The sequence below is a fragment of the Burkholderia sp. Leaf177 genome, from assembly GCF_001424345.1.
Lineage (GTDB): Bacteria > Pseudomonadota > Gammaproteobacteria > Burkholderiales > Burkholderiaceae > Caballeronia.
Map to the genome: position 1 here is coordinate 20,317 of NZ_LMPF01000008.1, position 22,249 is coordinate 42,565.

Here is a 22,249-nt window from a genome sequence, read left to right on the forward strand (position 1 = left end):
AACGCGGGGAAAACCAAGCCATGAACCCATTAGTCAAAGCCGTCGATCTGCAGAAGTCATATGGCGAGTTCCAGGCACTTCACGACGTTCATCTCGATGTCGAGAAAGGCGAAGTGCTTTGCATTATCGGACCATCGGGTTCGGGCAAAAGCACGTTCCTGCGCTGCATCAACCAGCTCGAAACCATCAGCGGCGGCGCGTTGTGGGTGAACGGCGAATTGGTTGGGTATCGGCGTGTCGAGAACAAGCTGTACCCGCTATCGGAGAAACAGATGGCGCGGCAACGGCTCTCGACCGGCATGGTGTTTCAGCGCTTCAATCTGTTCCCGCATATGACGGCGCTGGAAAATGTGATCGAAGGGCCGGTGCACGTGCTGAAGAAGAAAAAATCCGAAGCCGTGGAGGAAGCGCGTGCGTTGTTGACACGCGTGGGACTCGGCCATAAGTGCGATGCGTTTCCCGTCGAGCTGTCCGGCGGCCAGCAGCAGCGCGTCGCCATCGCGCGCGCATTGGCAATGCATCCGCAACTCATGCTTTTCGATGAACCCACTTCCGCGCTCGATCCCGAACTCGTCGGTGAAGTGCTGAGCGTGATGCGCGACCTCGCCAAAAGCGGCATGACGATGATCGTCGTCACGCACGAGCTCGGCTTCGCGCGCGAGGTGGCGAACCGCGTCGTATTCATGGATCAAGGCAGGATTGTGGAAACGGGGACGCCGGAACACGTGCTGTCCCATCCGCAACAGCAGCGTACGCAAGACTTCATATCGGCGGTGCTTTCTTGATTTTTATTGTATTGACCGCAGTGCAACTCAACTTTTAGCTCAGGCGACTACCCATGATCGACTCCTTGTTCCGGCGCACCGTTGGCGGTTTTCTGTTCGGCGCAGTGGCGCTGACTGCATCGTTTGCACACGCTCAAACGCCGGTCGGCGGCAAAGGCACGCTTACGGCCGCCATCGTGCCGAACTATCCGCCGTTCGAATACAAGGACCCCGCCACCGACGAACTCACTGGTTTCGACGTCGACCTCGGCAACGCGCTGGCCGCGAAGATGGGCGTCAAGCTCAAGTGGGAAGAAACCAGTTTCGACCAGATGATGAGCGCGCTCACCACGCATCGTGTGGACGCAATCTTGTCGGGCATGACCGACTTGCCCGCGCGGCGCGAGTCGGTGAACTTCCTCGACTACATCAAGACCGGACCGCAGTTCTACACGCTGAAGGCAAACGGTGCGCAGTATGCTTCCATGGAAGCCGTCTGCGGCAAACGCGTGGGATCGAGCCGCCGTACATCGTTTCCCGACGACACCAAAAGATGGAGCGACGAGCATTGCGTGAAAGCCGGCAAGCCCGCGATCGTGGTGGTCGGCACGGACGGTTCCGCCGATGCCCGCCTGCAATTGCGTCAAGGCAGGCTTGACGCAGCCGTGCAAGGCGGCGAGACCCTGCCGTATCAGAACACGCTGGAAAAGGATGCGTACGCGCCGATCGGCCAGCCCTTCCTTACGCAATACACGGCGATCGGCATGGCGAAGGACAACACGGCTTTGAGCGATGCCATGACGCAAGCGTTCGGAAAACTGCTCGCCGATGGCACCTACAAGAAGATCCTGGCGAAATGGGGCTTGCAGGAGCATGCGGTATCGAAAGTGGTGGTCAACTCGCAGGAATAACAAAAGTGGCCCGGCGAATTCTTTGAAATTGGCCCTGTTTCCGTGCGTCAGTTTTGGCGCATGATTGCGTGTTGGCATCGGGGATCGCTCCCCGGAACGAACTTATGCCGCCACGGAAACAGGAGCCCGAATGTATTTGCCCGCCCACTTTGCCGAGACTCGCGTTGACGAGCTTCATCGGCTGATAAATGAGTACCCGCTCGCCGCGCTCGTCACGAACGGCCCCGACGGACTCGATGCAAACCATGTGCCGTTCGAGCTGGATGCATCGGCGGGCAGCCAAGGCGTGCTGCGAGCGCACGTTGCGCGGGCGAATCCGGTCTGGAAAGAAGTGGCGGACGGCGCGGAAGTGCTGGTGATCTTTCGTGGACCCGAGCATTACATTTCGCCGAACTGGTATCCGAGCAAACACGAAGCGCACCGGCAGGTTCCGACCTGGAACTATCAGGTCGTCCATGCGCATGGAAAAATCACGATTCGCGACGACGAAAAATTCCTTCGCGGTCTGGTTGGACGGCTCACGCGCGTGCATGAGGCCGGCGAGGAAAAGCCCTGGAAAATGGGCGATTCGGCGCGTGATTTTATTGATTCGATGCTGCAGGCCATTGTTGGCATCGAAATCGAAATTACCCGTCTTGTCGGGAAATCGAAGCTCGGCCAGAACAAGGAACGGCGCGACATTCAAGGTGCAATCGACGGCTTGCGGACCAACAGCGAGCAACCACTCGCCGACGCCATGTCCATGGCGCTCGCCGCCAAACCGGAATGATGCAAAGGGCGTTGCTCCGGCAACGCCCTTTGTTCAATTACGTTTCAACCAAGCTTCAATCAACGCTCGATTTGACGATTCCAGCGCGCGTCCCACTGCGGACGGTTCGCGTTGACCACATCCCAATCCACCGTGTTGACCTTCTTCACGAGGTCATCGAGATTGCCGAGTTGCTGCTGCATGGCATCGGTCATCTTCGCCTGGCGGTTCGTTGGAATCTGACGGCCGGCGCTTGCTGCTTTAGTCTGCGCCGATGCCGAAATCAAGAACGCCGCGAGTTTTTGCGCGAGTTCGGGATCAGGGTTATTCGCGACCACGCATTCATCCACGAGCAACAGCACCGGACCTTCCTTCGGGTTCACGTACGCAACCGGAATGCCCTTCGTTTGCAGGTCGCCGGCAGCCGTCGGGGTTAGCGGGAACAGGCCCGCCTGGCCGGTTTGCACCATCTCGGAGATCTTCGCCGAGTTCGGAATGTACTCGATCACGTTCTTGCCCACGGTGCTTTGCCACTTCGTAAAGCCCGGTTCCACGTTCTTTTCAGTGCCGCCTTCAAGACGGTTGATCATCAGGAAACCATGCAGGCCGAACGTGCTGCTCGATGCCGACTGGAACACCACTTTGTCCTTGTATTTTGGATCCGCGAAATCCATCCACGAGGTTGGGGGCGCCCAGCCTTTTTCTTTGAACAGCTTCGTGTTGTATGCAATTCCGGTCATGCCGAGCTGCACGCCCGCGCCAATGTCGTCCTTCATGCGCGCGAAGGGATAAAGCTGCTGGATTTCTGGGCCGGCAGACATTTTTTGGCATACGCCCATGCTGACAGCGCGGGCCATGACGCCATCGTCGAGGAACACTACGTGGATTTGTGGTTTTGCTTTATTCGCCAGGAGCTTCGCCAGGATGTCGGAGGACGTGCCCGGGACTATCACCACCTTGACGTTGTTGGCTTTTTCGAATTCGGGTAGGACTTCGCTGGTGTAAGCCTTTTCCATCGGGCCGCCGTTCATGCCGATGTATACGGTTTTGGTTTCTGCATGCGACTGGGCTGCGGCTAGGAGGCCTGCTGTGAATAGGGCGCTCGTGAGACTCGCTAATGCTTTTTTCATTGGACGTGCTCCTTGGTTACAGGGGTTTTTTTGGTCTCTTTTCTATTTTCTTTTTGTCTTTTTGCGCTGGGTCTTTGCCGGGTTGGTGCTTTTTATGCTCGGGCAAGTTTCGTTCTAAATGCTCTCTTTCGCACTGTTAGCCACTGTCCGTGGCGGGACTTCATTTCTTTTTCCAACGGCGAAAAAGAAACGAAGCAAAGAAAACGCCTCTCAAACGAGGGCTCGTAAGTGTCCACAGCGTGCATGCTTAACCGCTTGGCACGCAAGAAGTACCCTTAGCGCATAACCACGTCCGGCTGAAACCCTCCTCCTCCGTTATCAGATACCCACACGCTTCGCCACCCGTGTGAGTAGCCGTTAACCCGGAAACCTGGTTTGTCGGCGCGTTAGGGGTTAGGCGGCTGCCGCCGCCGGCCATCTTTTGATCGAGAAACTATCTATCGGCGTACTCGTGTTTCCATCTATCACCAAATCCGAAAGGACCTCGCCAACTCCCGGCGCAAGCAGAAATCCACCGCCAGAAAAACCGAATGCATGCAAAAGCCTGGGCGTTGTCTGGCTGAATCCAATCACAGGGTTGTCGTCGGAGGTGGCACCCTCTACGCCAGTCCAGGTTCGCAACAATAAAGCGTTTTCTAGTCTCGGTAATAACTCGCAGGCGGCCCGCATTACCTTGCGCGTGGTCTCTGTCAGCGGCTGCGCGTATTCTCCATCTCCTAATCCCCGACCACCGCCAATCACCACATTTCCACGCGATACCTGGCGCGCGTAAATTCCGCCACCATAGACGCCCAGGTTGTGATCGATGAAAAACGGCAGCGGCTCTGTCACCCACATGTTCGGATAAATCGGCTCCATAGGAATAGACTCGCCGAAAAATCCCGCCACCGTGTTGCCCCAAGCACCCGCCGAATTGATCAGCCAGTCAGCTCGCGCCTCAATCGTCGTACCCGAATCATGGCGCGCCTGGATCACGAATCGTTCGCCATCTCGCTCGATGCCGGTTACTTGGGTCTGCTCGCGAACGTCGGCTCCCGCAGCGCGCGCCGCACGCGCAAATGCAGGCGATACAACGCGTGGATTTGCATGGCCATCGCCTGGACATAAGGACCCGCCAAGCGCCGCCGGACCCAGCCACGGATATCGACGACGAAAGGATGGTCCGCTCATCACCTCCAGATCAAGGCCGTACGGATTGGCTAGCTGCGCATATGCGTCGAGCGCCGCGAGATCGGCCTCGCTGCGAGCAAGCCGCAAATGACCCGATACAACAAATTCGCCATCCGTACCAACCAGTTCCGGCAACCGATCCCAAATCGCACGCGCACGCACAGCCAGCGGCAACTGCGTGGCAGGCCGCCCCTGCCGACGCACGCCGCCATAGTTCACGCCGCTCGCCTGCGCGCCACAATACCGGCGCTCGAAAAGTCCTACCTTCAATCCGCGTCGCGCAAGCATCAGCGCCGCCGATGACCCGACCAGGCCGCCGCCCACAACCATCACGTCGAAGCGCAAGCTTTCATTCATCGCGGGCGTGCTCCGGGATCGGGGTGAGATCGTCTTCGTCGCTCATGTCGGCCATCAACGCAATCGATAAAGGCACCGGCTTGATCGGCGCCTGTCCACGCAAACGGCCAATATCCGCGATGTTCTTGCCCGTCTCGGCGCTCAGCAATTCGGCGGCGGCCGCGCCGCACATGCGCCCCTGGCATCGGCCCATGCCAACCCGCGTCAGCGCCTTGAGCCGGTTGATCTCGCTCGCTTCGCCGTCGCGGATGCATCGACGCAATGTGCCTGCCGTGACTTCCTCGCAACGGCATACGGTCATGTCGTCGGGCCACGCCGGCGAACAATCCAACGGCGGCGCAAAGGCCTGCTCCAGTCCCACGCGAAACTGCGCAATGCTGGCCAGCTGCCTGTCGATTTTCGATGCTTCCCCGGCGTTCGCAGCAGGATGACGAAGGTCTTCGAGCAGCGCCAGCGCGGCGCGCGTTCCAGCTAATTCAGCGGCGTCCGCGCCGGCGATTCCGGCGCCATCGCCAGCTAGATAAATGCCCGGCACCGAGCTGCGGCCAGCGGCATCGCGCTCGGGCAACCACGCGCGATTGAGCGCGTCGAAACGGAAGCGGCAACCGGCGAGATCGGCAAGCTGCGTCTCGGAACGCAAGCCATATCCAAAGCCGATGGCATCGCAGGGAATCGTCATCTCGCGCGCGCCGTCACTGAACGTGATGCCCTGAACAGCGCCGTGTCCTTCGGCACGCACGATATCCACGCCGCGCTCGATGCGCACGCCATGCGCCGCAAGCCAGCCGACGTAATACAAACCCTTCGCGAACGTCGACGGTTGTTTCAACAAACGCGGCGTGGCGGCAAATTGCCGGGAGAAGGGATTGGTATCGAGTATTGCTTCGACTTGCGCGCCGGCCTTTGCGTATTGATAAGCGACGAGATAAAGCAGCGGCCCGGTTCCCGCAAACACCACGCGCCGCCCGATCGCACAGCCTTGCGCCTTCAACGCAATCTGCGATGCACCCAGCGTATAAACGCCCGGCAGCGTCCATCCGGCAAACGGCAGGATACGATCGGTCGCGCCGGTCGCAATGATCAGATGCGAGTACGGCACCGAGCGCTGACGTCCCGCATGAAACGTGTCGAGCCGCCCCGCGCCGCATCCCCAGACCAGAGTATCGGGCCGGTAGTCGAGCTTCGACATCAGGCTCGCCATGGTCGAGTGCACGGCGTCGGCCTTGCGCGCTTCCATTCCATAGAGCGCACGCTTGGCGCGGACGAAACCTGCATCGGCAGGCGGCTGGCGATAAATCTGCCCACCAGCACGCAACGCTTCATCGATAACAACCGGCTTCAGGCCAGCCTTCACCAGCGTCCCGGCCGCGCGCACCCCTGCTGGCCCTGCGCCGACAATCACAATGCGCTCGGGATCGCTCATGCTTCAATGGGCCGCGTGTGAATACGCATGCCGTCCTCGATGATCGTTGAACACGCCCGGATTCGCGTGCCGTCTTCCAGTTGAACCCAGCAATCCTGGCACGCGCCCATCAGGCAAAAACCCGCACGCGGTTCACCGCTGAATTCAGTGTTCCGAACGCGCCGCGTGGTCAGCAGGATTGCGCTCAGAACAGTGTCGCCAGTCAACGCGGTTGCAGATGTACCATCCAGTACAAAATTCACCGGTCGGCGATCTGTCTCCGTCAAGCGAACGAACTGCGGTTGCGAATCTCTTGTCATGGGCTCGAATCAATGCGAACCGATCAGAATGCGGTTCAGTCCATACACACGATCCAGCAGGATCATCGCGCCTGCGGTGATGAAGATCACGAGTGCCGAGACCGACGCCATCATCGGATCGATGGATTCCGTGGCATACATATACATGCGCACGGGCAACGTCACCGTTTGCGGCGACGTCACGAAAATGGACATGGTCAGTTCATCGAAACTGTTGATGAACGCAAGCAGCCAGCCGCCGGTGATGCCCGGCAAGATCATCGGCAACGTGATACGGCGAAACGACGTCCACCGGTCAGCGCCGAGCGACTGCGCCGCATGTTCAATGCTGCGATCCATGCCGCTCACCGAAGCCAGCACGAGCCGCATCACGAACGGCGTGATGATGATCATGTGCGCCGCGACGAGCCACGTGAACGATCCGGTCGCGCCGATCATCGCGAAGAAACGCAGGAATGCAATGCCAAGCACGAGGCTCGGAATCACAAGCGGCGAGAGGAACAGGCCGTTGAGAAATTCGCGTCCGGGAAACCGTTCACGTCCTATGGCAAGCGCTGCGGGCAAGGCAAGTGCAAGCGATAACGTCGCCGATGCAAACGCAAGCTTGATGCTGTTCGCGAATGCCGAGATGAAATCCGGATAGTCGAGAATCGCGCGGAACCAGCGCAGCGACAATCCGTGCGTAGGCAATGTGAGCGTCTGCTCCGGCGTGAACGCGACCAGCACCACGATCACCAGCGGCGCAAGCACGAACAGGATCACGAGCGTATGAAAACTCAGCGCAATGAGGCCGTTCTTTCGCATGGCGGCCTCCTTAGCCGAGGCTTCTGGAGTAACGACGCTCCAGAACCCTGTAGTAGGTGATCATGATGATCAGGTTCGCGATCAGCAACAAGATGGCGATGGTCGCGCCGAGCGGCCAGTTGAGCGATCCGAGGAATTCATCGTAGACAGCCGTCGCCGCGACTTTCAGCCGACGTCCGCCGAGCAGACCGGGAATTGCAAACGCGCTCGCCGATAATCCGAACACCATCAGGCTGCCCGAGAGAATGCCGGGCGCGACTTGCGGCAATACGATGCGCCGAAGCGTCGTAGCCGGCGACGCCATCAGCGAAAGCGCTGCGTTCTCCACTTGCGGATCGAGCTTTTGCAACGAGGTCCAGACCGGAATCACCATGAACGGCAACATCACGTGCACGAGCGCGATCACGATTGCGAACGTCGTGTATTCGAGTTTGTACGGACCCATGCCCAACAAGCCGAAGAACTGATTCACAATGCCGCCGGTATTGAGCAACATGCTCCAGCCGAACGCGCGCACGACCACGGAAACGAGCAAGGGCGCGAGTATTACGAGCAGAAACATCGAACGCCATGGATCGCGCATCCGGTACAACACGTAAGCCTCGGGCGCGCCGATCGCAACGCACAACAACGTGGTCAGGATCGCAATGCCGAAGGTCCGCGCGAAGATGGTCTGGTAGTAGCTGTCCGTGAGCACTTCGGCGTAGTTGCCGAACTGGAACGCAGCAACGGGGCCGCTGGCCGGATCGAACTTGTAGAAGGTGAGCACGATCGTCATTGCGAGCGGCGTAAGCACCAGCACCGCGAATAAAATGAACGCGGGCATGCTCATGAGCCACGGCGGCACGAAGGCATGCCATGGCGCGCGGGGCTTGTTGAGCTCGCCCTTTGCGGATGGATCGGTGGATTCGAGCGTGCTAGCCATGACTCGCTTCCTGAATCAGACGCACTGAATCGCGATGCCAGTCGATACCCACGGCCTCGCCTTCCGCTATGGGTTCCGTGCCCTCGTTCTGGCTGCAAACGAGGACTTCGCCGAGCGCGGTATCGACGCGATACAACCATTGGCTGCCCAAAAAGAAGCGGCTCGTCACGGTCGCCGACAACCGTCCCGTTCCTACCTTGCACAAGTGCAGTTTCTCCGGACGAATGCACAAGGTCACGGTATCGCCTTCGCGCCAGACCGTGCCGGCATCGATGCACGCAATGCCCGTCAGATCATGTCCGAGGTCCACATGCACTTCGTCGGGACGCGCTTCGGTCACCTTGCCCGCAAGCATGTTCGCCTTGCCGATAAACTGCGACACGAAGCGATTCTCGGGCCGCTCATACGCGCGATACGGCGAGTCCACCTGCGTCACGCGGCCGGCTTCCATCACCACCACGCGATCGCTGATCGACAAGGCTTCGGATTGATCGTGCGTGACCATCACGGTAGTCGTGCCGACCTTGCGCTGGATGGTGCGCAATTCGAACTGCATCTCTTCGCGCAGCTTGGCGTCGAGGTTGGACATGGGTTCATCGAGCAGCAAGACCGGCGGCTTGATCACGAGCGCACGCGCGATCGCCACACGCTGGCGCTGGCCGCCCGAAAGCTCACGCGGATAACGCGCGGCGAATGCGTCGAGCCGCACGAGCGACAGCGTCTCGCGAATCCGCTCGGTGCATTCGGCCTTGCTCACGCCGCGCATCTCGAGGCCGAAACCCACGTTCTGCGTGACCGTCATGTGCGGAAAAAGCGCGTAGCTCTGAAACACCACGCCCAGGCCGCGCTTGTTCGGGCGGACGTTCGTGATGTCCTTGCCATCGAGTGAAATACGGCCGCGCGTCACATCGATAAAACCCGCAATCATTTGCAGCGTCGTGGTCTTGCCGCAGCCCGAGGGTCCGAGCAGCGAGACGAACTCGCCTTTTTCGACCGAGAGGCTCACGTCGCTGACGGCGTGCAGATCGCCGTAGGCTTTTGTCAGTTTGTCCAGCACGAGAAACGACACGGTGGCCTCCAGGGTCTTCCGGAAAACAGTTGAGCAATCAGACAGTCGATGCGACCGTCAATCAAACGGCTCGCGTTGGAACAAACGGGAAATTCCGCCGCCCGATCGACACGGCGGTCAGCGCGCCGCAGTCAGCGGGGTCGACGCCAGGGTATGGCGTCTTAGCCTTCTTGTACCGCTTGTACCGATCAGACGTCGAACTTGACGCCTTGCGCGAGCGGCAATTCGCGGCTGTAGTTGATCGTGTTGGTCGCCCGGCGCATATAGCCTTTCCAAGCGTCCGAACCCGATTCGCGGCCACCGCCGGTTTCCTTTTCGCCGCCGAACGCGCCGCCGATTTCCGCGCCGCTCGTGCCGATGTTCACGTTCACGATGCCGCAATCGCTGCCCGCAGCCGACATGAACTGTTCGGCTTCGCGAATGTCGTTAGTGAAGATCGCCGACGACAAACCTTGCGGCACGCCGTTCTGCAATTGCAAGGCATCGGCGAAATCGTCGTAGGTCAGGACGTAGAGGATCGGCGCGAAGGTCTCGCGTTCCACCACGGCCGTTTGCGCGGGCATGCGCACGAATGCGGGACGGACGTAATAGGCATCGGCATGGCCGCCGATTTCCACGCGTTCCCCGCCCTTCACGTCGCCGCCTTGCTCGCGTGCATCGCGCAATGCTTTTTGCATGGCATCGAATGCGGCGCGGTCGACCAGCGGACCGACCAGCGTATCGCTTTCAAGCGGACTGCCCACCTTTACCGACGCAAATGCCTTCTCAAGCCGCGGCAACAATTTGTCGACCACGCTGCTGTGAACCACGAGCCGACGCAACGTCGTGCAACGCTGACCCGCCGTACCCACCGCCGAGAACGTCACGCCGCGCACCACGAGATCCAGATCCGCACTGGGCGCCACGATTACCGCGTTATTGCCGCCGAGTTCCAGAATGCTGCGGCCAAGGCGCTTCGCCAGCACTTGCGCCACTTCCATGCCCATGCGCACGCTGCCGGTCGCGCTGACGAGCGGCACCTTCGTGGATTCGGTCAGCGCCTGGCCAATATCTCGTTCGCCGAGCAGCAGCTGGCTCAGGCCTTCGGGCGCAACGCCGGGATGGGTTTTATCGAATTCGCGCAGCGCTTTTTCGAACAGCGCATGACACGCGATGGCCGTCAAAGGCGTCTTCTCCGATGGCTTCCACACGACTGCGTCGCCGCAAACGATCGCCAGAGCCGTATTCCACGACCACACTGCAACCGGGAAGTTGAACGCCGAAATCACGCCGACAACGCCGAGCGGATGCCACGTTTCCATCATCCGATGCCCCGGACGTTCGGACGCGATGGTCAGGCCGTAAAGCTGGCGCGAGAGACCAACTGCGAAGTCGCAGATATCGATCATTTCCTGCACTTCGCCGAGGCCTTCGGACGTGATCTTGCCGGCTTCCAGCGTCACGAGGCTGCCGAGCGCGGCCTTATGTTCACGCAGCACGTTGCCGAACACGCGGATGAGTTCGCCGCGCTGCGGCGCCGGCACGGTGCGCCATTCGAGGAACGCGGCATGCGCTGCATCGATCTTGCGGGCAGCGGTCTCAGGTGTATCGACGGCGAGTTTGGCGAGCAGCGCGCCATCGAGCGGCGAGCGCGCCGCGAGGGCATCGCCCTTCCATTGGCCGAGGTCAACGCCGAGTGCGTCAAGAATATCGTTCAGTTGCATCACTTCCTCTCTTTATGTCGGGTTACTGCCGGGGCGTTGTGCGCGGCGTGCCGCCATGACATCAACACTGCTCTGGACTTGCGCCGGCATGTAAATGCCTACACGACGGCACAGAGTTTCAGGGCTTAAAAATACCGTTGCAAATGATTAATCGGTATGACTTGGTGCGCTGGACGAACCGACTCGGTTCATCCAACAGGCCGGCTCATGCGATTAGAACGCGTTTTGCCGCATCTGGCGAGACGTTCAGTTACCGGCTGGCCAGCGCGAGCTTGAGACGGCGCACGCCCTCGAAGACTTCAGCTTCCCCTGGCGCAGCGGCGAAAGACAACCGCATGCTGGATTCGTCGGCATTGTGGACATAAAAGGCGGGACCCGGCACGTAAATCACGTTCTGCTCGATTGCGCGCTTGAGCACCTCCGCCGATTGACGCCCGCCATTCAGCCGCGCCCAGACGAACATGCCGCCTTGCGGCACGACGTAGTCGATGTCGTTGGGCACGAATTGCCGCAACGCACTGGCGAGCGCCTCGTAGCGCTTCTTGTAAGTCTGCACGATGACCGGCACATGCTCCGCCAGCCGTCCGCTTTCCAGATAGCACCGCGCCGTTTCCTGCGCGAGCGGCGAGGTGCAGAGATCGCTGGTTTGCTTGGCGACCAGCATGCGGCGCGTGATGGCGGGCGGCGCGATCGACCAGCCGATCCGCAGGCCGGGCGCAACGATCTTCGAGAGGCTGCCGAAATAGACGACCCAGTCGCGCGCGCCGGGAATGGCGTCGGCGAGCGCAATGACTGGTTTCACCGGATCGCCGGTGAAACGCAATTCGCCGTAGGGATCGTCTTCGATCAGCACGAAACGGAACCGCACTGCAAGGCGTGCGAGCGCCTCGCGGCGTGCCACGGGCAACGTCGTACCGGTCGGGTTCGCGAAAGTCGGCACGGTATAGAGCAGCTTCGGCCGCGCGCCCGGGTCGAGTAATTCAAGCGCTTCGAGCTGTTCGGTGAGCGCGTCGACGTCGATGCCCTGCGCGTCCGTGCGCACCGGGATCAGCTTCGCGCCCGCGAGACGCAGCGCCTGGATCGCGGCGGGATAAGCAGGTTCTTCGATCAGCACGGCGTCGCCCGGCGCGACCAGAATCTTGATCAGCAGATCGAGACCTTGCTGCGAGCCGGTGGTCACGATCAGGTCGTCGATTTCGCGCGACACGCCGCGTTCGTTCATCAAACGCACAATGGCGCGGCGCAGCGCGGGCGAGCCGGCCGTGTCGCCGTATTGCAGGCACGCAACCGGGTCCGCGCGGTAGGCTTCTTCAATTGCGTGGCCGATTCCCACGCGGTCGAACAGATCCTTCGATGGATAACCGCCAGCGAACGAAATCATTCCCGGCCGGCCGAGGTATTTGAAAAGTTCGCGGATGGCGGAGCCCCGCGGCGCCTTGAACGGCTCCGTGAACTCGTAGAGATCGGACTCGGCGTTGGTGTTCACGCGGCCGCCGTCATCTTGAAGATGCCCGTTGCGTTGCCGGCATCGAAACCGAGATCGAGCACACTGCGGCCGGTGGCGTTATCGAGAACCGTATCGCGGCTGATGAATTCATAGAACGAACCGGGCACGTCGCGCTCGACCCGCGCACCGGTTTTATCGATAAACACGCGGCGCACCGGATCCGCGCGGAACGCCGTCTGACGCACGCGGCCCGATTTCGATATCTCGACCGAATCCTTGATCGGACGGCCGAGTGCGCGCTGGGTTTCGGCGACGGCGAACACGTCGTCCACGCGGTCCGTCGCGTGATTGAACGCGTTGCCTTCGGTTGCGATCCAGGCCATTTCCGCCGATTCGGCGCGCAGCGTTTCGTAATCCGCAAGATGCGGAGCGGCGTGCTGGCGCTCGAAACAATGGACGATCACCGGCAGCAGATCGAGTGCGATGGCGAGTGGCAGCGAGCCGTCGCGCTCGAGTTCGGCAAGCGATGCCACCGCTTGCGGCGTCAGCGGATCCACGCTTTCGCCGATCACACGCGTCACCGCCTGCTGGAATTCCGTGCCGAATCGGTCAGGATGCAACTCGCTGACAAAATACTGGGCGATGTCATCGGGCGCATCGAGATGTTTGTATGAACGACCCGTCATCTTGATTCGATCGAGCGGATACGTGCCGTTCAAAACGAAACCGAGCGGCCGGAGAATTCGCGTGAACGCGGCCTCGCCCGGCGGCAAGCCGCCCGATTCGCTCCAGCGCACAGTGCGCAACGCGCCATGATCGAACTGAACGCGGGTTTGCGTGTGCCGCAGATCGTCCGTGTACGCGCGGCCGCTCGGCACCCGATCGAGCAGGCCTGCAAACAGCGCCATGTTCATCGCCTGAGCCAGTTCCGCCCGGGTGACCGTTCCAGGCGTGAACATATTCATTGCGACGGGCAAGTTCATCAATTGCACTAAACCCGCAACTTTTGCGTCGGGAACGACCGTGGCGAGCAATGCGGCGAGATTGGGATTCATTAATTAGTTTCCGGCTGATCCAGTAAGGCAAACGCTTCAGGCTCGATCAGCGCTGTAAGCAAAGTCAATACGAGCCGATTCTGGAGCGCGTCAAAAAGCCACGCAATTGATATAAGCTCATCAGTTGGTTCTGGAAATGCACCAAGTAAGATTTTTATCGGGCTTTGGCGACATGGGCAAGACATGAGAAAAGGCATTCCCAATCTGGTCGCGCTGCAGATTTTCGAAGCTGCCGCGCGCCACGAAAGCTTCACCCGCGCCGCCAACGAACTCGCGCTGACGCAAAGCGCCGTATGCAGGCAGGTGGCGTCGCTGGAGAGCCGGCTTGGCGTTGCGTTGTTCCTGCGAATCAAGAAACGCATTGTGCTGACCACGCATGGCAGGCAGTACGCGGCGCTCGTGCGCAAGAATCTCGACCGGATAGAACGCGATACGCTTGAACTCATGGCGCAGCGCGGAGTCGGGCGCATTCTCGAAATCGCCGTCGTGCCAACGCTTGCGAGCCAGTGGCTGATTCCGCGCTTGCCGCAATTCCGTGCGCTGCGTCCTGACATCACGGTGAATCTCTCTATTCGCACGGAACCGTTCCTTTTCAGCGATTCTCCCTTCGATGCCGCGTTGTACTTCGGCGATTCAGTGTGGCCCGGTACGCAAGGCAAGCTGCTGTTTCGAGAAGGAAAGGTCGTGCCCGTGTGCAGTCCGTCATTGCTGGCGGGCACGGCGCCGGTATCGCTGGAACAACTGACGGATTTGCCGCTGCTGCATTTATCGACGAGACCGGACGCGTGGCGCGCGTGGTTCCGGCTGAATGGACTCGAACACGATGTCCGTGCGGTGCGCGGCGCGCGATACGAATTGTTCACCATGCTCACGAGCGCGGCGCAGGCGGGTCTGGGCGTCGCGTTGCTGCCGGAAATTCTGCTGGCGGATGAATTATCGTCGGGAAGGCTCGTCGTGCCGCTCGATAAACCCATGACCGGGACATCCGGCTATTACCTCGTCGCCCCCGATGAAATCGCGCAAGATGAACCGTTCGCAGCGCTGTCGGAATGGCTGAGTTCGATTGTGCCGCGGGCGGAGGAAGTGGTAGTTTGAATGTGCAACAAATCCTGCCGGCTCACCGGCATTTCTTGTTCCTACAAACGTTTGATTTAGCAGCACAATTGACGGTTTTGCTATACTGATACATTCCCGTAAAAACTCCTCCCATGAAGCTCGAAACGCGCATGCTTTCCTCAATCAAACACCGCGCCAGCAGCGTGGTGTTGCGGCGTGACGTTGCAGGTCTGGGGAGCGCTTCCCAAGTTTCCGAATCGATCAAAGCGCTACTTGACAAAGGGGTCATCGCGCGGATTGGCAACGGGATCTACGCCAAATCCGTAAAGAACCCCGACACTGGAGAAGTCAGAATAATTGCCACCGCGGAGGACATTGCGGCGGAGGTCTTTCAAAAGTTGGGCGTGACCGTGCGCGTCACCCAAAACGGTTCGCCCAACGCAATTGAAGTGGATATTGGTTCGCACCGCATCAACCGGCGGTTGTCCATTGCGGGAAGGCCAGTCATTTACGTTCATCAGCGGCCTGGTAATCGGCTGCTGACAACGAGTTCGACGCGGCAGATTCCAACCAAGGGTGTGGCCCAATTTGTTGCGAGCCTTGCGCTTGAGCATCGGATCAGCTATCAACGCACCGCCGGCGACGAATGGGCCGAAACAATCACAAAACTGTCCGACGACACCGTTCAATCTGACGAGACCAGCAATCTTCTCGTTGCGCTCAAACGCGCCCGCAAATTGACCGACCATGAAATGGCCGCGCTGCTGATCAATCATCTGCGTGAAAAGCGCCGTGTTTGATCCATTCAGAGATTTCCATACCGCGGGTTACCTGCGTAATTTCGCGGGAGAGAAAGATCCCGACATCGTGAAAATGGCCGAACACGAGTTGTTCCGCGCCAACTTGCCGGACGCGGTGGGCTACCTGGTACGGCGAAAGATCATCACGTACCCGGACTTTCTCAAGGTTCACGAGATTCTGTTCAAGGGCTTCTATCCTTGGGCGGGCAAGGACCGAATCCAGATAGCTCCAGACCGTTCGATCAACAAGGGCGAAACCGTATTTGCCAGCCCGCCCGACGCGGTCAGAGCCGTGACGCACGGACTTCGTTTGGGGCAAGATGCTCCGAGCATGCGCGCCCGGCCGGGCGAAGTGATGGGCCTATTTGCGTTCGGTCATCCCTTCCTAGACGGTAACGGAAGAACAATGCTGCTCGTGCACGCCGAGTTATGCCGGCGCGCCGGCTTCTCCATTCTCTGGCAAAACACGAGCAAGGCTGCTTATCTGCGTGCGCTGACTCTGGAGATTGCATCGCCGGCAGAACGTCCGCTCGATGCCTACCTGTTGCAGTTTGTCGGCGAAGTGCAAGAGAAGGAAGGATGGCTTCGGTCGGCGAATGCACTTCAGGGACTGGATGGCGGCAGAGCGCCGGATCAGATCGGCGGTGATTTCAGCGATCCGGCGGTTATCGCGCAGTATCGGCAGTTCGAACGTCAGCGAGGTTATGAACTGAAAGGGTGATGCTGCAAACTACGTTCAATCGTTACGCACCGCCCACTCACCGGAGACACACCTTGGCGCAAACAAAAATCCCCGCTGTCTACATGCGTGGCGGCACGAGCAAGGGCGTGTTTTTCCGTCACGACTGGTTGCCCGAAGACCCCGCTTTACGAGACCGCATCCTCATGCGCGTGATCGGCAGTCCCGACCCTTACGGCCAGCATATCGACGGCATGGGCGGCGCCACGTCCAGCACCAGTAAGGTCGTGATCATCGGGCCATCGTCGCGTGAAGATTGCGACGTCGATTACCGGTTCGGGCAGGTCGCCATCGATAAACCCGTCGTCGACTGGTCCGGCAACTGCGGGAACCTGACATCGGCCGTGGGTCCGTTCGCGATAGCGCAAGGTCTCGTCGATGCCCCGCGCGACGGCTTCGCCATCGTCCGGATCTGGCAGGCCAACATCAACGCAAAGATCATCGCCCACGTCCCCATGCGCGACGGCGAAGTCGTGGAAGAAGGCGATTTCGAACTCGATGGCGTGACGTTTCCGGCAGCTGAAATCCGCATTGAATTCCTGGACCCGGCAGGCGATGGCGAAAGCCCGGATAACGCCATGTTCCCAACAGGAAACGCTTCGGACGTGTTGAACATACCGGACGTCGGCGACGTGGAAATGACGATGATCAACGCGGGCAATCCAGCCATTTTCATCGATGCCGCGGCCTTGGGCCTGGCCGGAAACGAACTCCAGCGCGACGTGAACGGCAACGCCGCGTTGCTTCAAAAAGCCGAGGCGATTCGCTCGCACGCGGCGGTCCGCATGGGCCTTGCAGCGACCGCCGGCGAAGCCACTCAGTCACGGCCGCACACGCCAAAACTTGCGTTCATCGCGAAGCCGGCCAGCTATGTGGCGTCGAGCGGCAAGCACATTGACGCAGCCACGCTCGACATCAACGCGCGCATTTTTTCGATGGGCAAGCTGCACCACGCAATGACCGGAACCGGCGCAGTCGCCATCGCGGTCGCGGCTGCCATTCCCGGCACGATGGTCAACCGGCTCGTGCCGGATTCGCACGGGTCGATCCGTTTCGGGCATCCATCGGGAAGCCTTGCGGTCGGTGCGGAAACCAGACAAATCAACGATGACTGGATTGTGACAAAAGCGATCATGAGCCGCAGCGCGCGCAGGTTGATGGAAGGGTTTGTGTTTGTCCCTTCTACTGTCTTCAGTGCATGAACGACGCCTCAAAATCCGGTCATCCTTTCACCATTAGGTTGCCTAAGCATTACCTAATTACCTGATCTACGTCGTCTACACGAAGATCTCCGGCATCGCCCCATGCCGATAACATCAATTAAAACCGCGCCATTTATTTTTGATTTTTATCGGCGGCGCTTTCCAATATTTTCCTCTTACGATCAGCCATAGCGTGGTTGAGGCATCGACTCGTTCAATCCCCCGCCCGACGCCGCCCAAGGCAAATCGCTCGCTAAACGCGCGTTTCCTGCTTGATCCCTCTGCAACGCCCAGGAAAATATCGCTCATGGTCATAACACGCCTTCGCACCGTCCGCGTCCTTTTCACTGCGCTCGTGCTGCTCGCCTCGATTGCGCGCCCGGCTGCCGCGCAGTACTCGATCGACTGGGTCGCGAATACCTATGGAACAGGCTCTACGTACGTAGGCAACGGCGCCCGATCCATGTGGATCGCGTCCGAAGGCATCGTTTATACGGCATCGCTCTGGGATGAGAACGAAGGCGGAATTGCGATCTACCAAAATCGCCAGAATGCGGGTTCCATCGGCATACACAACGAGTTCCAAGGCAGTGCGATCACTGGCAACGCGACCTCGATTTTTGCAGCGATGCAATACGACCGGAACAAAGGCAGCGGCTACGTTGGCCGATACAACCGCACGACCAAGACCCAGGACTTCACGATCGCCGTCAGCGCGACCACGACCGAAAAGCGTGCCGATGTCATCACGGGACTCGCCACCGCCGGCGCCCTGCTCTACGCGAGCGACTTCCCCGGCAATCGCGTGCGCGTGTTCACCATCGACGGCGTCTGGCAACGCGATATCAACGTGACGGGCCCGGGCGCGCTTGCCATCGATACCGCCGGCAACCTGTGGGTCGCGCAGAAAAACGCGGGCGTCATTCTGGAGTTCAGTCCTACCGGCGCCACGATGAACACGATCCAGATGGCCGCGACGTCGCGTCCGTCAGCGCTTTATTTCGATCCAACCAACGGACAACTCATGGTCGGCGATCAGGGTCCCGACATGAACATCAAGCTCTACCAGACATCGGGCAGCCCCGTTCAATCCGGCACGTTCGGCATTCAGGGCGGTTATCTGGACACCACCTCGGGCATCAAAGGCCAGGTCGGCGACCGGCGATTCACGCGCGTGGTGGGAATTGGAAAAGACGCAGCCGGCAACCTCTACGTCCTCAGCAATCCGTGGGGCGGAACCTGGGACCTCGCGCGCAATGGCAACACGGATATCTACGTCTACGACGCGTCGAGCATCCTGCGATGGAGACTTCAAGCGCTCAACTTCGAGGGCAACGGCGCGCCGGACCCGGGCACGGACGGCGCTTATCTCTATGGCGGTTTCAACGTCTACACCGGCACGGCCGGAGGTACGTTCGTGGCCAACACGGTGAATCCGTTCGACTATCCGGCCGACCCGCGGATCGATATCAACGATACCCAACGCGGCCAGCATTTCGCGCAACTCGCAACCGTTGGAGCCAACAGGATCATGGTCGCGGCAGGCCAGAATCCGGGCGTGTTCAATTTCTATCATTTCAACGCGGCGAATGGTTACATCGCGATTCCGGATGGATCGCTGCCCGGCGCGCTGTTCAATTCGAGCACATTGATCACGGGCGGTTTTTCCCTCGATAGCAACGCGAACGTGTGGGCAGGTCCGGACAGGACGAACCGCATTTATTTTTATCCGCTGACCGGCTTCAATGCCGACGGCAAACCCTCGTGGGGACCGGGCTTTGCGTACGCCACGCCGAGGTCCGTCCTGCCGCTTACTCGAATCATCTATCTCGCCGACAGCGACACCTTGATCCTCGCGCAAGGCATCATTGGCAGCGCGGACTGGACATCCATAGGTACGCGTATCGAGGTCTATCACGGCTGGCGCGCGGGCAATCAAAAAGCGCCGAGCCCGGTAATCACGCTCACGACCGCAAATCCCAAATCAATCGCGGCCGCAGGCAATTACCTGTTCGTCGGATATGTGCATTCGGTGCCGAACATCGACGCGTTCAATCTCTCGACCGGCAGCCTCGACATGACATTCACCAACAGCAATCCCGGTAACGTGGACGTGGGCAACGACGTGGATTCCATGTATGGCCTGAGGGCGTATTTGCGCTCGACCGGCGAGTACGTCGTGACCAAGGACAACTACAACGAGTCGAGCATCATTGTTTATAGATGGACGCCGGGGGCCGTTGCGAACGCCGCTAAACCTTAGCCGGCGGCTGCGGATTGTTTGCCGGATTGGTGTCGATCTTGACGACACGCTCGATGCCAGGCTCATCCGCAAGCGCCGATAATCCCGATTGCAACGAGTCGGCGATTTGCGCGGCATAGACATCCGCGCCGTCCACATACACCGTGAACGATCGCAGATATTTGGCCTTTTTCTCCGGATTCTCGATCGTGTCCTTGGTCCACTGGTACAGCGGATAGTTATCGCGGCCGAGTTTTTCCGCTTCTTCCACGTAGCCGGCAAACGCGTCGTATTGGCACATCAAAGATGCATTGTGCCGGCGCAACACGTCATGTAAAGACGCGGGCGTGTTCTGCGGATCGTCGCGCAAGGTCGTGGCGAGTTCGGATGAAACGTTGATCCGGACCTGGTACAGCCATGTGTCGCTCATGTTTCCTCGCTTCATTCAAGTTGCCGTGCGCAAAACCTGGGCAAGGTCGGCCAGCCGATACGGCTTGGTGATGAACGTGAACGCATCGGTCGAGCCATGTTGTTCTTTCAGCATGGGCAGCGGATAACCCGAAGCCAGCACGACCTTCAACCGGGGCAAAAGCGCACGTGCCGTGCGCGCAAGCTCTACGCCGTGCATGCCTTGCGGCATCACGACGTCGGTGAACAGAATCGAAATATTACTGCTCCGGTTAAGCAGTTCCAGCGCTTCCTTGGCGTTGTTCGCCGTCAAAACCTGATACCCGATCGACCTGCACAACTCCGCGCCGATATCGAGCACGTCCGGTTCGTCATCGACCATGAGAATCATCTCTTGCGATGCCGCCAGCGCGCCTTTCGACTCTGCAGCGTCATGCGCGATGGCCGGCAGATACAGCCGGATTGTCGTGCCGCGCCCTTCCTTGCTGTCGATCCGCACTTCGCCGCCCGACTGCGCAATGAAACCATACACCTGGCTCAAGCCGAGTCCCGACCCTTTGCCGATTTCCTTGGTTGTGAAGAACGGCTCGAACGCACGCGAAATCACCGTGTCCGACATGCCCGATCCAGTATCCGTCACGTTGACCACGACGAATTCGCCGGCTTTCAGCGCGCCCACGTCGCCGTCCTTCAAATCGACGTTGTTCGCCGAGACGACGATCTTCCCGCCATCGGGCATTGCATCGCGCGCGTTGACCACCAGGTTCAGCAATGCGGCCTCGAAGCGCGCGACATCGATTGCGACCATCCGCAAGTCTGGCGCATAAGCAAAGTCGATTTCAATACCCGAATTACCCGCACGCTTGAGCACGGCTTCGAAACCTGCGATCACCACATTCAGATCGCAATTCTGGACCTGCAGCGGCTGCTTGCGCGCAAACGACAAAAGCTGCTGCGTGAGCGTTGCCCCGCGTTCGACGGCGCGGCGCATCGTATCGAGAATCCGGACGTCCGACGGATTGCTCAAACGCATGGTCAGGATATCCATGCTGCTCGATAAAACCGTCAGCAGATTATTGAAATCATGCGCAATACCGCCGGTCAGCTGCCCGACCGCTTCCATCTTTTGCGACTGGAACAGCGCCGCGTTGACACGCTCGAGTGCTTCGGCTGCAAGCTTGCGCTCGGTGACATCGCGTGTGATCTTGGCGAAGCCGATCAGTTGATGGTGATCGTCGTGGACTGCATCGACCACGACATGCGCCCAGAACCGCGTGCCATCTTTCCTGACGCGCCAGCTTTCCTGCTCGAATCTTCCCTCCGATGCCGCCACCGAAAGCGTTCGCGCGGGAAACCCGGCTTCGCGATCTTCCGGCGTATAAAAGCAGGAAAAGTGCTTGCCCACGATCTCGTCGTGCGTATATCCCTTGATGCGCTCCGCGCCCGGATTCCAGTTCGTGACCAGCCCCTGCGGCGACAACATGTAGATGGCGTAATCCGTTACGCCTTGCACGAGCAGGCGGAATCGTTCTTCGCTTCCGCGCAGGGCTTCCTCGGCCGCCTTGCGCTCGGTGATATCGCGCGTGACCTTGGCATAACCAACCAGATTGCCTCCGGGATCGCGGATCGGATCGATCACCACGTTCGCCCAGAAACACGTGCCGTCCTTGCGCACGCGCCAACCCTCGTCCTCGAACCGGCCTTCTTCGCGCGCCGTGCGCAGCGCGCGAAGCGGTTTGTTCGACTGCTGGTCTTCCGGTGTATAGAAAACAGAAAAGTGCTGGCCGATGATCTCGCTCGCAGCGTAGCCCTTGAAGCGTTGCGCGCCCGCGTTCCAGCTGTTGATGCGGCCGTTCAGGTCGAGCATGTAGATTGCGTAGTCGCTGACGTTGCTCACCAGCAGCTCGAAGCGCCTTTCATCGGAAAAGTCGCCGATGGTTTCTTGGGTTGTCATTTGATGGATCTTCAGGTGAACGAATCTGGCGGAGCGCGTTGTG

The 22,249-nt window shown here is 59.7% G+C and carries 21 protein-coding genes; 8 read left to right on the plus strand and 13 right to left on the minus strand.

What is annotated here, in order from left to right:
- The first annotated feature begins 20 nt into the window (after nt 1-20).
- The 3 genes from ASG35_RS09715 (at nt 21) to ASG35_RS09725 (ending at nt 2,444) form a co-directional block, all read left to right on the plus strand.
- Nucleotides 21-785 (plus strand): amino acid ABC transporter ATP-binding protein, encoded by a 765-nt coding sequence (locus ASG35_RS09715; protein ID WP_056356083.1) that lies wholly within the window; start codon nt 21-23, stop codon nt 783-785.
- Between the two features lie 53 nt (nt 786-838).
- Nucleotides 839-1,675 (plus strand): ABC transporter substrate-binding protein, encoded by an 837-nt coding sequence (locus ASG35_RS09720; RefSeq protein ID WP_056356006.1) that lies wholly within the window; start codon nt 839-841, stop codon nt 1,673-1,675.
- A gap of 130 nt (nt 1,676-1,805) precedes the next feature.
- On the plus strand, nt 1,806-2,444 hold the full coding sequence (locus ASG35_RS09725; protein ID WP_056356009.1) for an FMN-binding negative transcriptional regulator: 639 nt from the start codon (nt 1,806-1,808) through the stop codon (nt 2,442-2,444).
- A 59-nt stretch (nt 2,445-2,503) separates the two neighbouring features.
- On the opposite strand, the gene ASG35_RS09730 is transcribed toward ASG35_RS09725, so the two are convergent.
- From ASG35_RS09730 to ASG35_RS09775, 10 genes are all read right to left on the minus strand, one after another.
- Nucleotides 2,504-3,553 carry an ABC transporter substrate-binding protein gene (locus ASG35_RS09730; protein ID WP_056356011.1) on the minus strand — a complete coding sequence of 350 codons (1,050 nt, stop codon included), beginning with the start codon at nt 3,551-3,553 and terminating at the stop codon, nt 2,504-2,506.
- A 393-nt stretch (nt 3,554-3,946) separates the two neighbouring features.
- Nucleotides 3,947-5,080, minus strand: coding sequence for an NAD(P)/FAD-dependent oxidoreductase (locus tag ASG35_RS09735; protein ID WP_056356013.1), 1,134 nt, complete (start codon nt 5,078-5,080; stop codon nt 3,947-3,949).
- Complete coding sequence (locus tag ASG35_RS09740) at nt 5,073-6,503, minus strand: FAD/NAD(P)-dependent oxidoreductase (RefSeq protein ID WP_056356015.1); 1,431 nt, start codon at nt 6,501-6,503, stop codon at nt 5,073-5,075. The genes ASG35_RS09735 and ASG35_RS09740 overlap by 8 nt, the downstream gene beginning before the upstream one ends.
- Complete coding sequence (locus ASG35_RS09745; protein ID WP_056356017.1) at nt 6,500-6,802, minus strand: (2Fe-2S)-binding protein; 303 nt, start codon at nt 6,800-6,802, stop codon at nt 6,500-6,502. The genes ASG35_RS09740 and ASG35_RS09745 overlap by 4 nt, the downstream gene beginning before the upstream one ends.
- Nucleotides 6,803-6,811: 9 nt before the next feature.
- Nucleotides 6,812-7,606 (minus strand): ABC transporter permease, encoded by a 795-nt coding sequence (locus tag ASG35_RS09750; protein ID WP_056356019.1) that lies wholly within the window; start codon nt 7,604-7,606, stop codon nt 6,812-6,814.
- Between the two features lie 10 nt (nt 7,607-7,616).
- Entirely contained in the window at nt 7,617-8,531 is a 915-nt protein-coding gene (locus tag ASG35_RS09755) for an ABC transporter permease (RefSeq protein ID WP_056356021.1), read from the minus strand.
- On the minus strand, nt 8,524-9,600 hold the full coding sequence (locus ASG35_RS09760) for an ABC transporter ATP-binding protein (protein WP_056356022.1): 1,077 nt from the start codon (nt 9,598-9,600) through the stop codon (nt 8,524-8,526). The genes ASG35_RS09755 and ASG35_RS09760 overlap by 8 nt, the downstream gene beginning before the upstream one ends.
- Before the next feature lie 188 nt (nt 9,601-9,788).
- Nucleotides 9,789-11,303 (minus strand): L-piperidine-6-carboxylate dehydrogenase, encoded by a 1,515-nt coding sequence (amaB, locus tag ASG35_RS09765; RefSeq protein ID WP_056356024.1) that lies wholly within the window; start codon nt 11,301-11,303, stop codon nt 9,789-9,791.
- A gap of 250 nt (nt 11,304-11,553) precedes the next feature.
- Nucleotides 11,554-12,789, minus strand: a complete 1,236-nt coding sequence (locus tag ASG35_RS09770; RefSeq protein WP_056356026.1) for an aminotransferase-like domain-containing protein — start codon at nt 12,787-12,789, stop codon at nt 11,554-11,556.
- Complete coding sequence (locus ASG35_RS09775; RefSeq protein ID WP_442854822.1) at nt 12,786-13,733, minus strand: DUF1338 domain-containing protein; 948 nt, start codon at nt 13,731-13,733, stop codon at nt 12,786-12,788. Before ASG35_RS09775 ends, ASG35_RS09770 begins: the two co-directional genes overlap by 4 nt.
- 255 nt (nt 13,734-13,988) lie before the next feature.
- Here ASG35_RS09775 and ASG35_RS09780 point away from each other — a divergent pair, with 255 nt between their 5' ends.
- The 4 genes from ASG35_RS09780 (at nt 13,989) to prpF (ending at nt 17,602) form a co-directional block, all read left to right on the plus strand.
- Nucleotides 13,989-14,900, plus strand: a complete 912-nt coding sequence (locus tag ASG35_RS09780) for a LysR substrate-binding domain-containing protein (RefSeq protein WP_056356030.1) — start codon at nt 13,989-13,991, stop codon at nt 14,898-14,900.
- Between the two features lie 113 nt (nt 14,901-15,013).
- On the plus strand, nt 15,014-15,661 hold the full coding sequence (locus tag ASG35_RS09785; RefSeq protein WP_056356032.1) for a hypothetical protein: 648 nt from the start codon (nt 15,014-15,016) through the stop codon (nt 15,659-15,661).
- Complete coding sequence (locus tag ASG35_RS09790) at nt 15,654-16,382, plus strand: Fic/DOC family protein (RefSeq protein WP_056356085.1); 729 nt, start codon at nt 15,654-15,656, stop codon at nt 16,380-16,382. Before ASG35_RS09785 ends, ASG35_RS09790 begins: the two co-directional genes overlap by 8 nt.
- Entirely contained in the window at nt 16,382-17,602 is a 1,221-nt protein-coding gene (gene prpF, locus ASG35_RS09795) for a 2-methylaconitate cis-trans isomerase PrpF (RefSeq protein ID WP_200945703.1), read from the plus strand. The genes ASG35_RS09790 and prpF overlap by 1 nt, the downstream gene beginning before the upstream one ends.
- A gap of 114 nt (nt 17,603-17,716) precedes the next feature.
- Here prpF and ASG35_RS31250 read toward each other — a convergent pair whose 3' ends face one another.
- Nucleotides 17,717-17,911: a hypothetical protein gene (locus tag ASG35_RS31250; protein ID WP_156393070.1), complete on the minus strand. Its 195-nt coding sequence runs from the start codon at nt 17,909-17,911 to the stop codon at nt 17,717-17,719.
- On the opposite strand from ASG35_RS31250, the gene ASG35_RS09800 reads away from it, so the two are divergent.
- Nucleotides 17,910-19,865 (plus strand): SMP-30/gluconolactonase/LRE family protein, encoded by a 1,956-nt coding sequence (locus tag ASG35_RS09800; RefSeq protein WP_056356034.1) that lies wholly within the window; start codon nt 17,910-17,912, stop codon nt 19,863-19,865. The two genes, ASG35_RS31250 and ASG35_RS09800, sit on opposite strands and share 2 nt — an antisense overlap.
- Here ASG35_RS09800 and ASG35_RS09805 read toward each other — a convergent pair.
- Together ASG35_RS09805 and ASG35_RS09810 are read right to left on the minus strand one after the other, a co-directional pair.
- A complete protein-coding gene (locus tag ASG35_RS09805; RefSeq protein WP_056356089.1) occupies nt 19,855-20,274 on the minus strand; it encodes a hypothetical protein in 420 nt (139 codons plus the stop codon). The genes ASG35_RS09800 and ASG35_RS09805 overlap by 11 nt on opposite strands.
- Nucleotides 20,275-20,289: 15 nt before the next feature.
- Nucleotides 20,290-22,206 (minus strand): hybrid sensor histidine kinase/response regulator, encoded by a 1,917-nt coding sequence (locus tag ASG35_RS09810; protein ID WP_056356036.1) that lies wholly within the window; start codon nt 22,204-22,206, stop codon nt 20,290-20,292.
- Between the last annotated feature and the right edge of the window lie 43 nt (nt 22,207-22,249).

Excerpts from the sequence above, each read along its gene's own strand:
- ASG35_RS09720 (WP_056356006.1), top strand. The coding sequence starts at position 839 with ATGATCGACTCCTTGTTCCGGCGCACCGTTGGCGGTTTTCTGTTCGGC.
- ASG35_RS09775 (WP_442854822.1), bottom strand. The coding sequence starts at position 13,733 with ATGAACTTGCCCGTCGCAATGAATATGTTCACGCCTGGAACGGTCACC.
- ASG35_RS09755 (WP_056356021.1), bottom strand. The coding sequence starts at position 8,531 with ATGGCTAGCACGCTCGAATCCACCGATCCATCCGCAAAGGGCGAGCTC.
- ASG35_RS09740 (WP_056356015.1), bottom strand. The coding sequence starts at position 6,503 with ATGAGCGATCCCGAGCGCATTGTGATTGTCGGCGCAGGGCCAGCAGGG.
- ASG35_RS09715 (WP_056356083.1), top strand. The coding sequence starts at position 21 with ATGAACCCATTAGTCAAAGCCGTCGATCTGCAGAAGTCATATGGCGAG.
- amaB (WP_056356024.1), bottom strand. The coding sequence starts at position 11,303 with ATGCAACTGAACGATATTCTTGACGCACTCGGCGTTGACCTCGGCCAA.
- ASG35_RS09725 (WP_056356009.1), top strand. The coding sequence starts at position 1,806 with ATGTATTTGCCCGCCCACTTTGCCGAGACTCGCGTTGACGAGCTTCAT.
- ASG35_RS09745 (WP_056356017.1), bottom strand. The coding sequence starts at position 6,802 with ATGACAAGAGATTCGCAACCGCAGTTCGTTCGCTTGACGGAGACAGAT.
- ASG35_RS09730 (WP_056356011.1), bottom strand. The coding sequence starts at position 3,553 with ATGAAAAAAGCATTAGCGAGTCTCACGAGCGCCCTATTCACAGCAGGC.
- ASG35_RS09800 (WP_056356034.1), top strand. The coding sequence starts at position 17,910 with ATGGTCATAACACGCCTTCGCACCGTCCGCGTCCTTTTCACTGCGCTC.
- ASG35_RS09805 (WP_056356089.1), bottom strand. The coding sequence starts at position 20,274 with ATGAGCGACACATGGCTGTACCAGGTCCGGATCAACGTTTCATCCGAA.
- ASG35_RS31250 (WP_156393070.1), bottom strand. The coding sequence starts at position 17,911 with ATGAGCGATATTTTCCTGGGCGTTGCAGAGGGATCAAGCAGGAAACGC.
- ASG35_RS09750 (WP_056356019.1), bottom strand. The coding sequence starts at position 7,606 with ATGCGAAAGAACGGCCTCATTGCGCTGAGTTTTCATACGCTCGTGATC.
- ASG35_RS09735 (WP_056356013.1), bottom strand. The coding sequence starts at position 5,080 with ATGAATGAAAGCTTGCGCTTCGACGTGATGGTTGTGGGCGGCGGCCTG.
- ASG35_RS09810 (WP_056356036.1), bottom strand. The coding sequence starts at position 22,206 with ATGACAACCCAAGAAACCATCGGCGACTTTTCCGATGAAAGGCGCTTC.
- ASG35_RS09780 (WP_056356030.1), top strand. The coding sequence starts at position 13,989 with ATGAGAAAAGGCATTCCCAATCTGGTCGCGCTGCAGATTTTCGAAGCT.
- prpF (WP_200945703.1), top strand. The coding sequence starts at position 16,382 with ATGCTGCAAACTACGTTCAATCGTTACGCACCGCCCACTCACCGGAGA.
- ASG35_RS09785 (WP_056356032.1), top strand. The coding sequence starts at position 15,014 with ATGAAGCTCGAAACGCGCATGCTTTCCTCAATCAAACACCGCGCCAGC.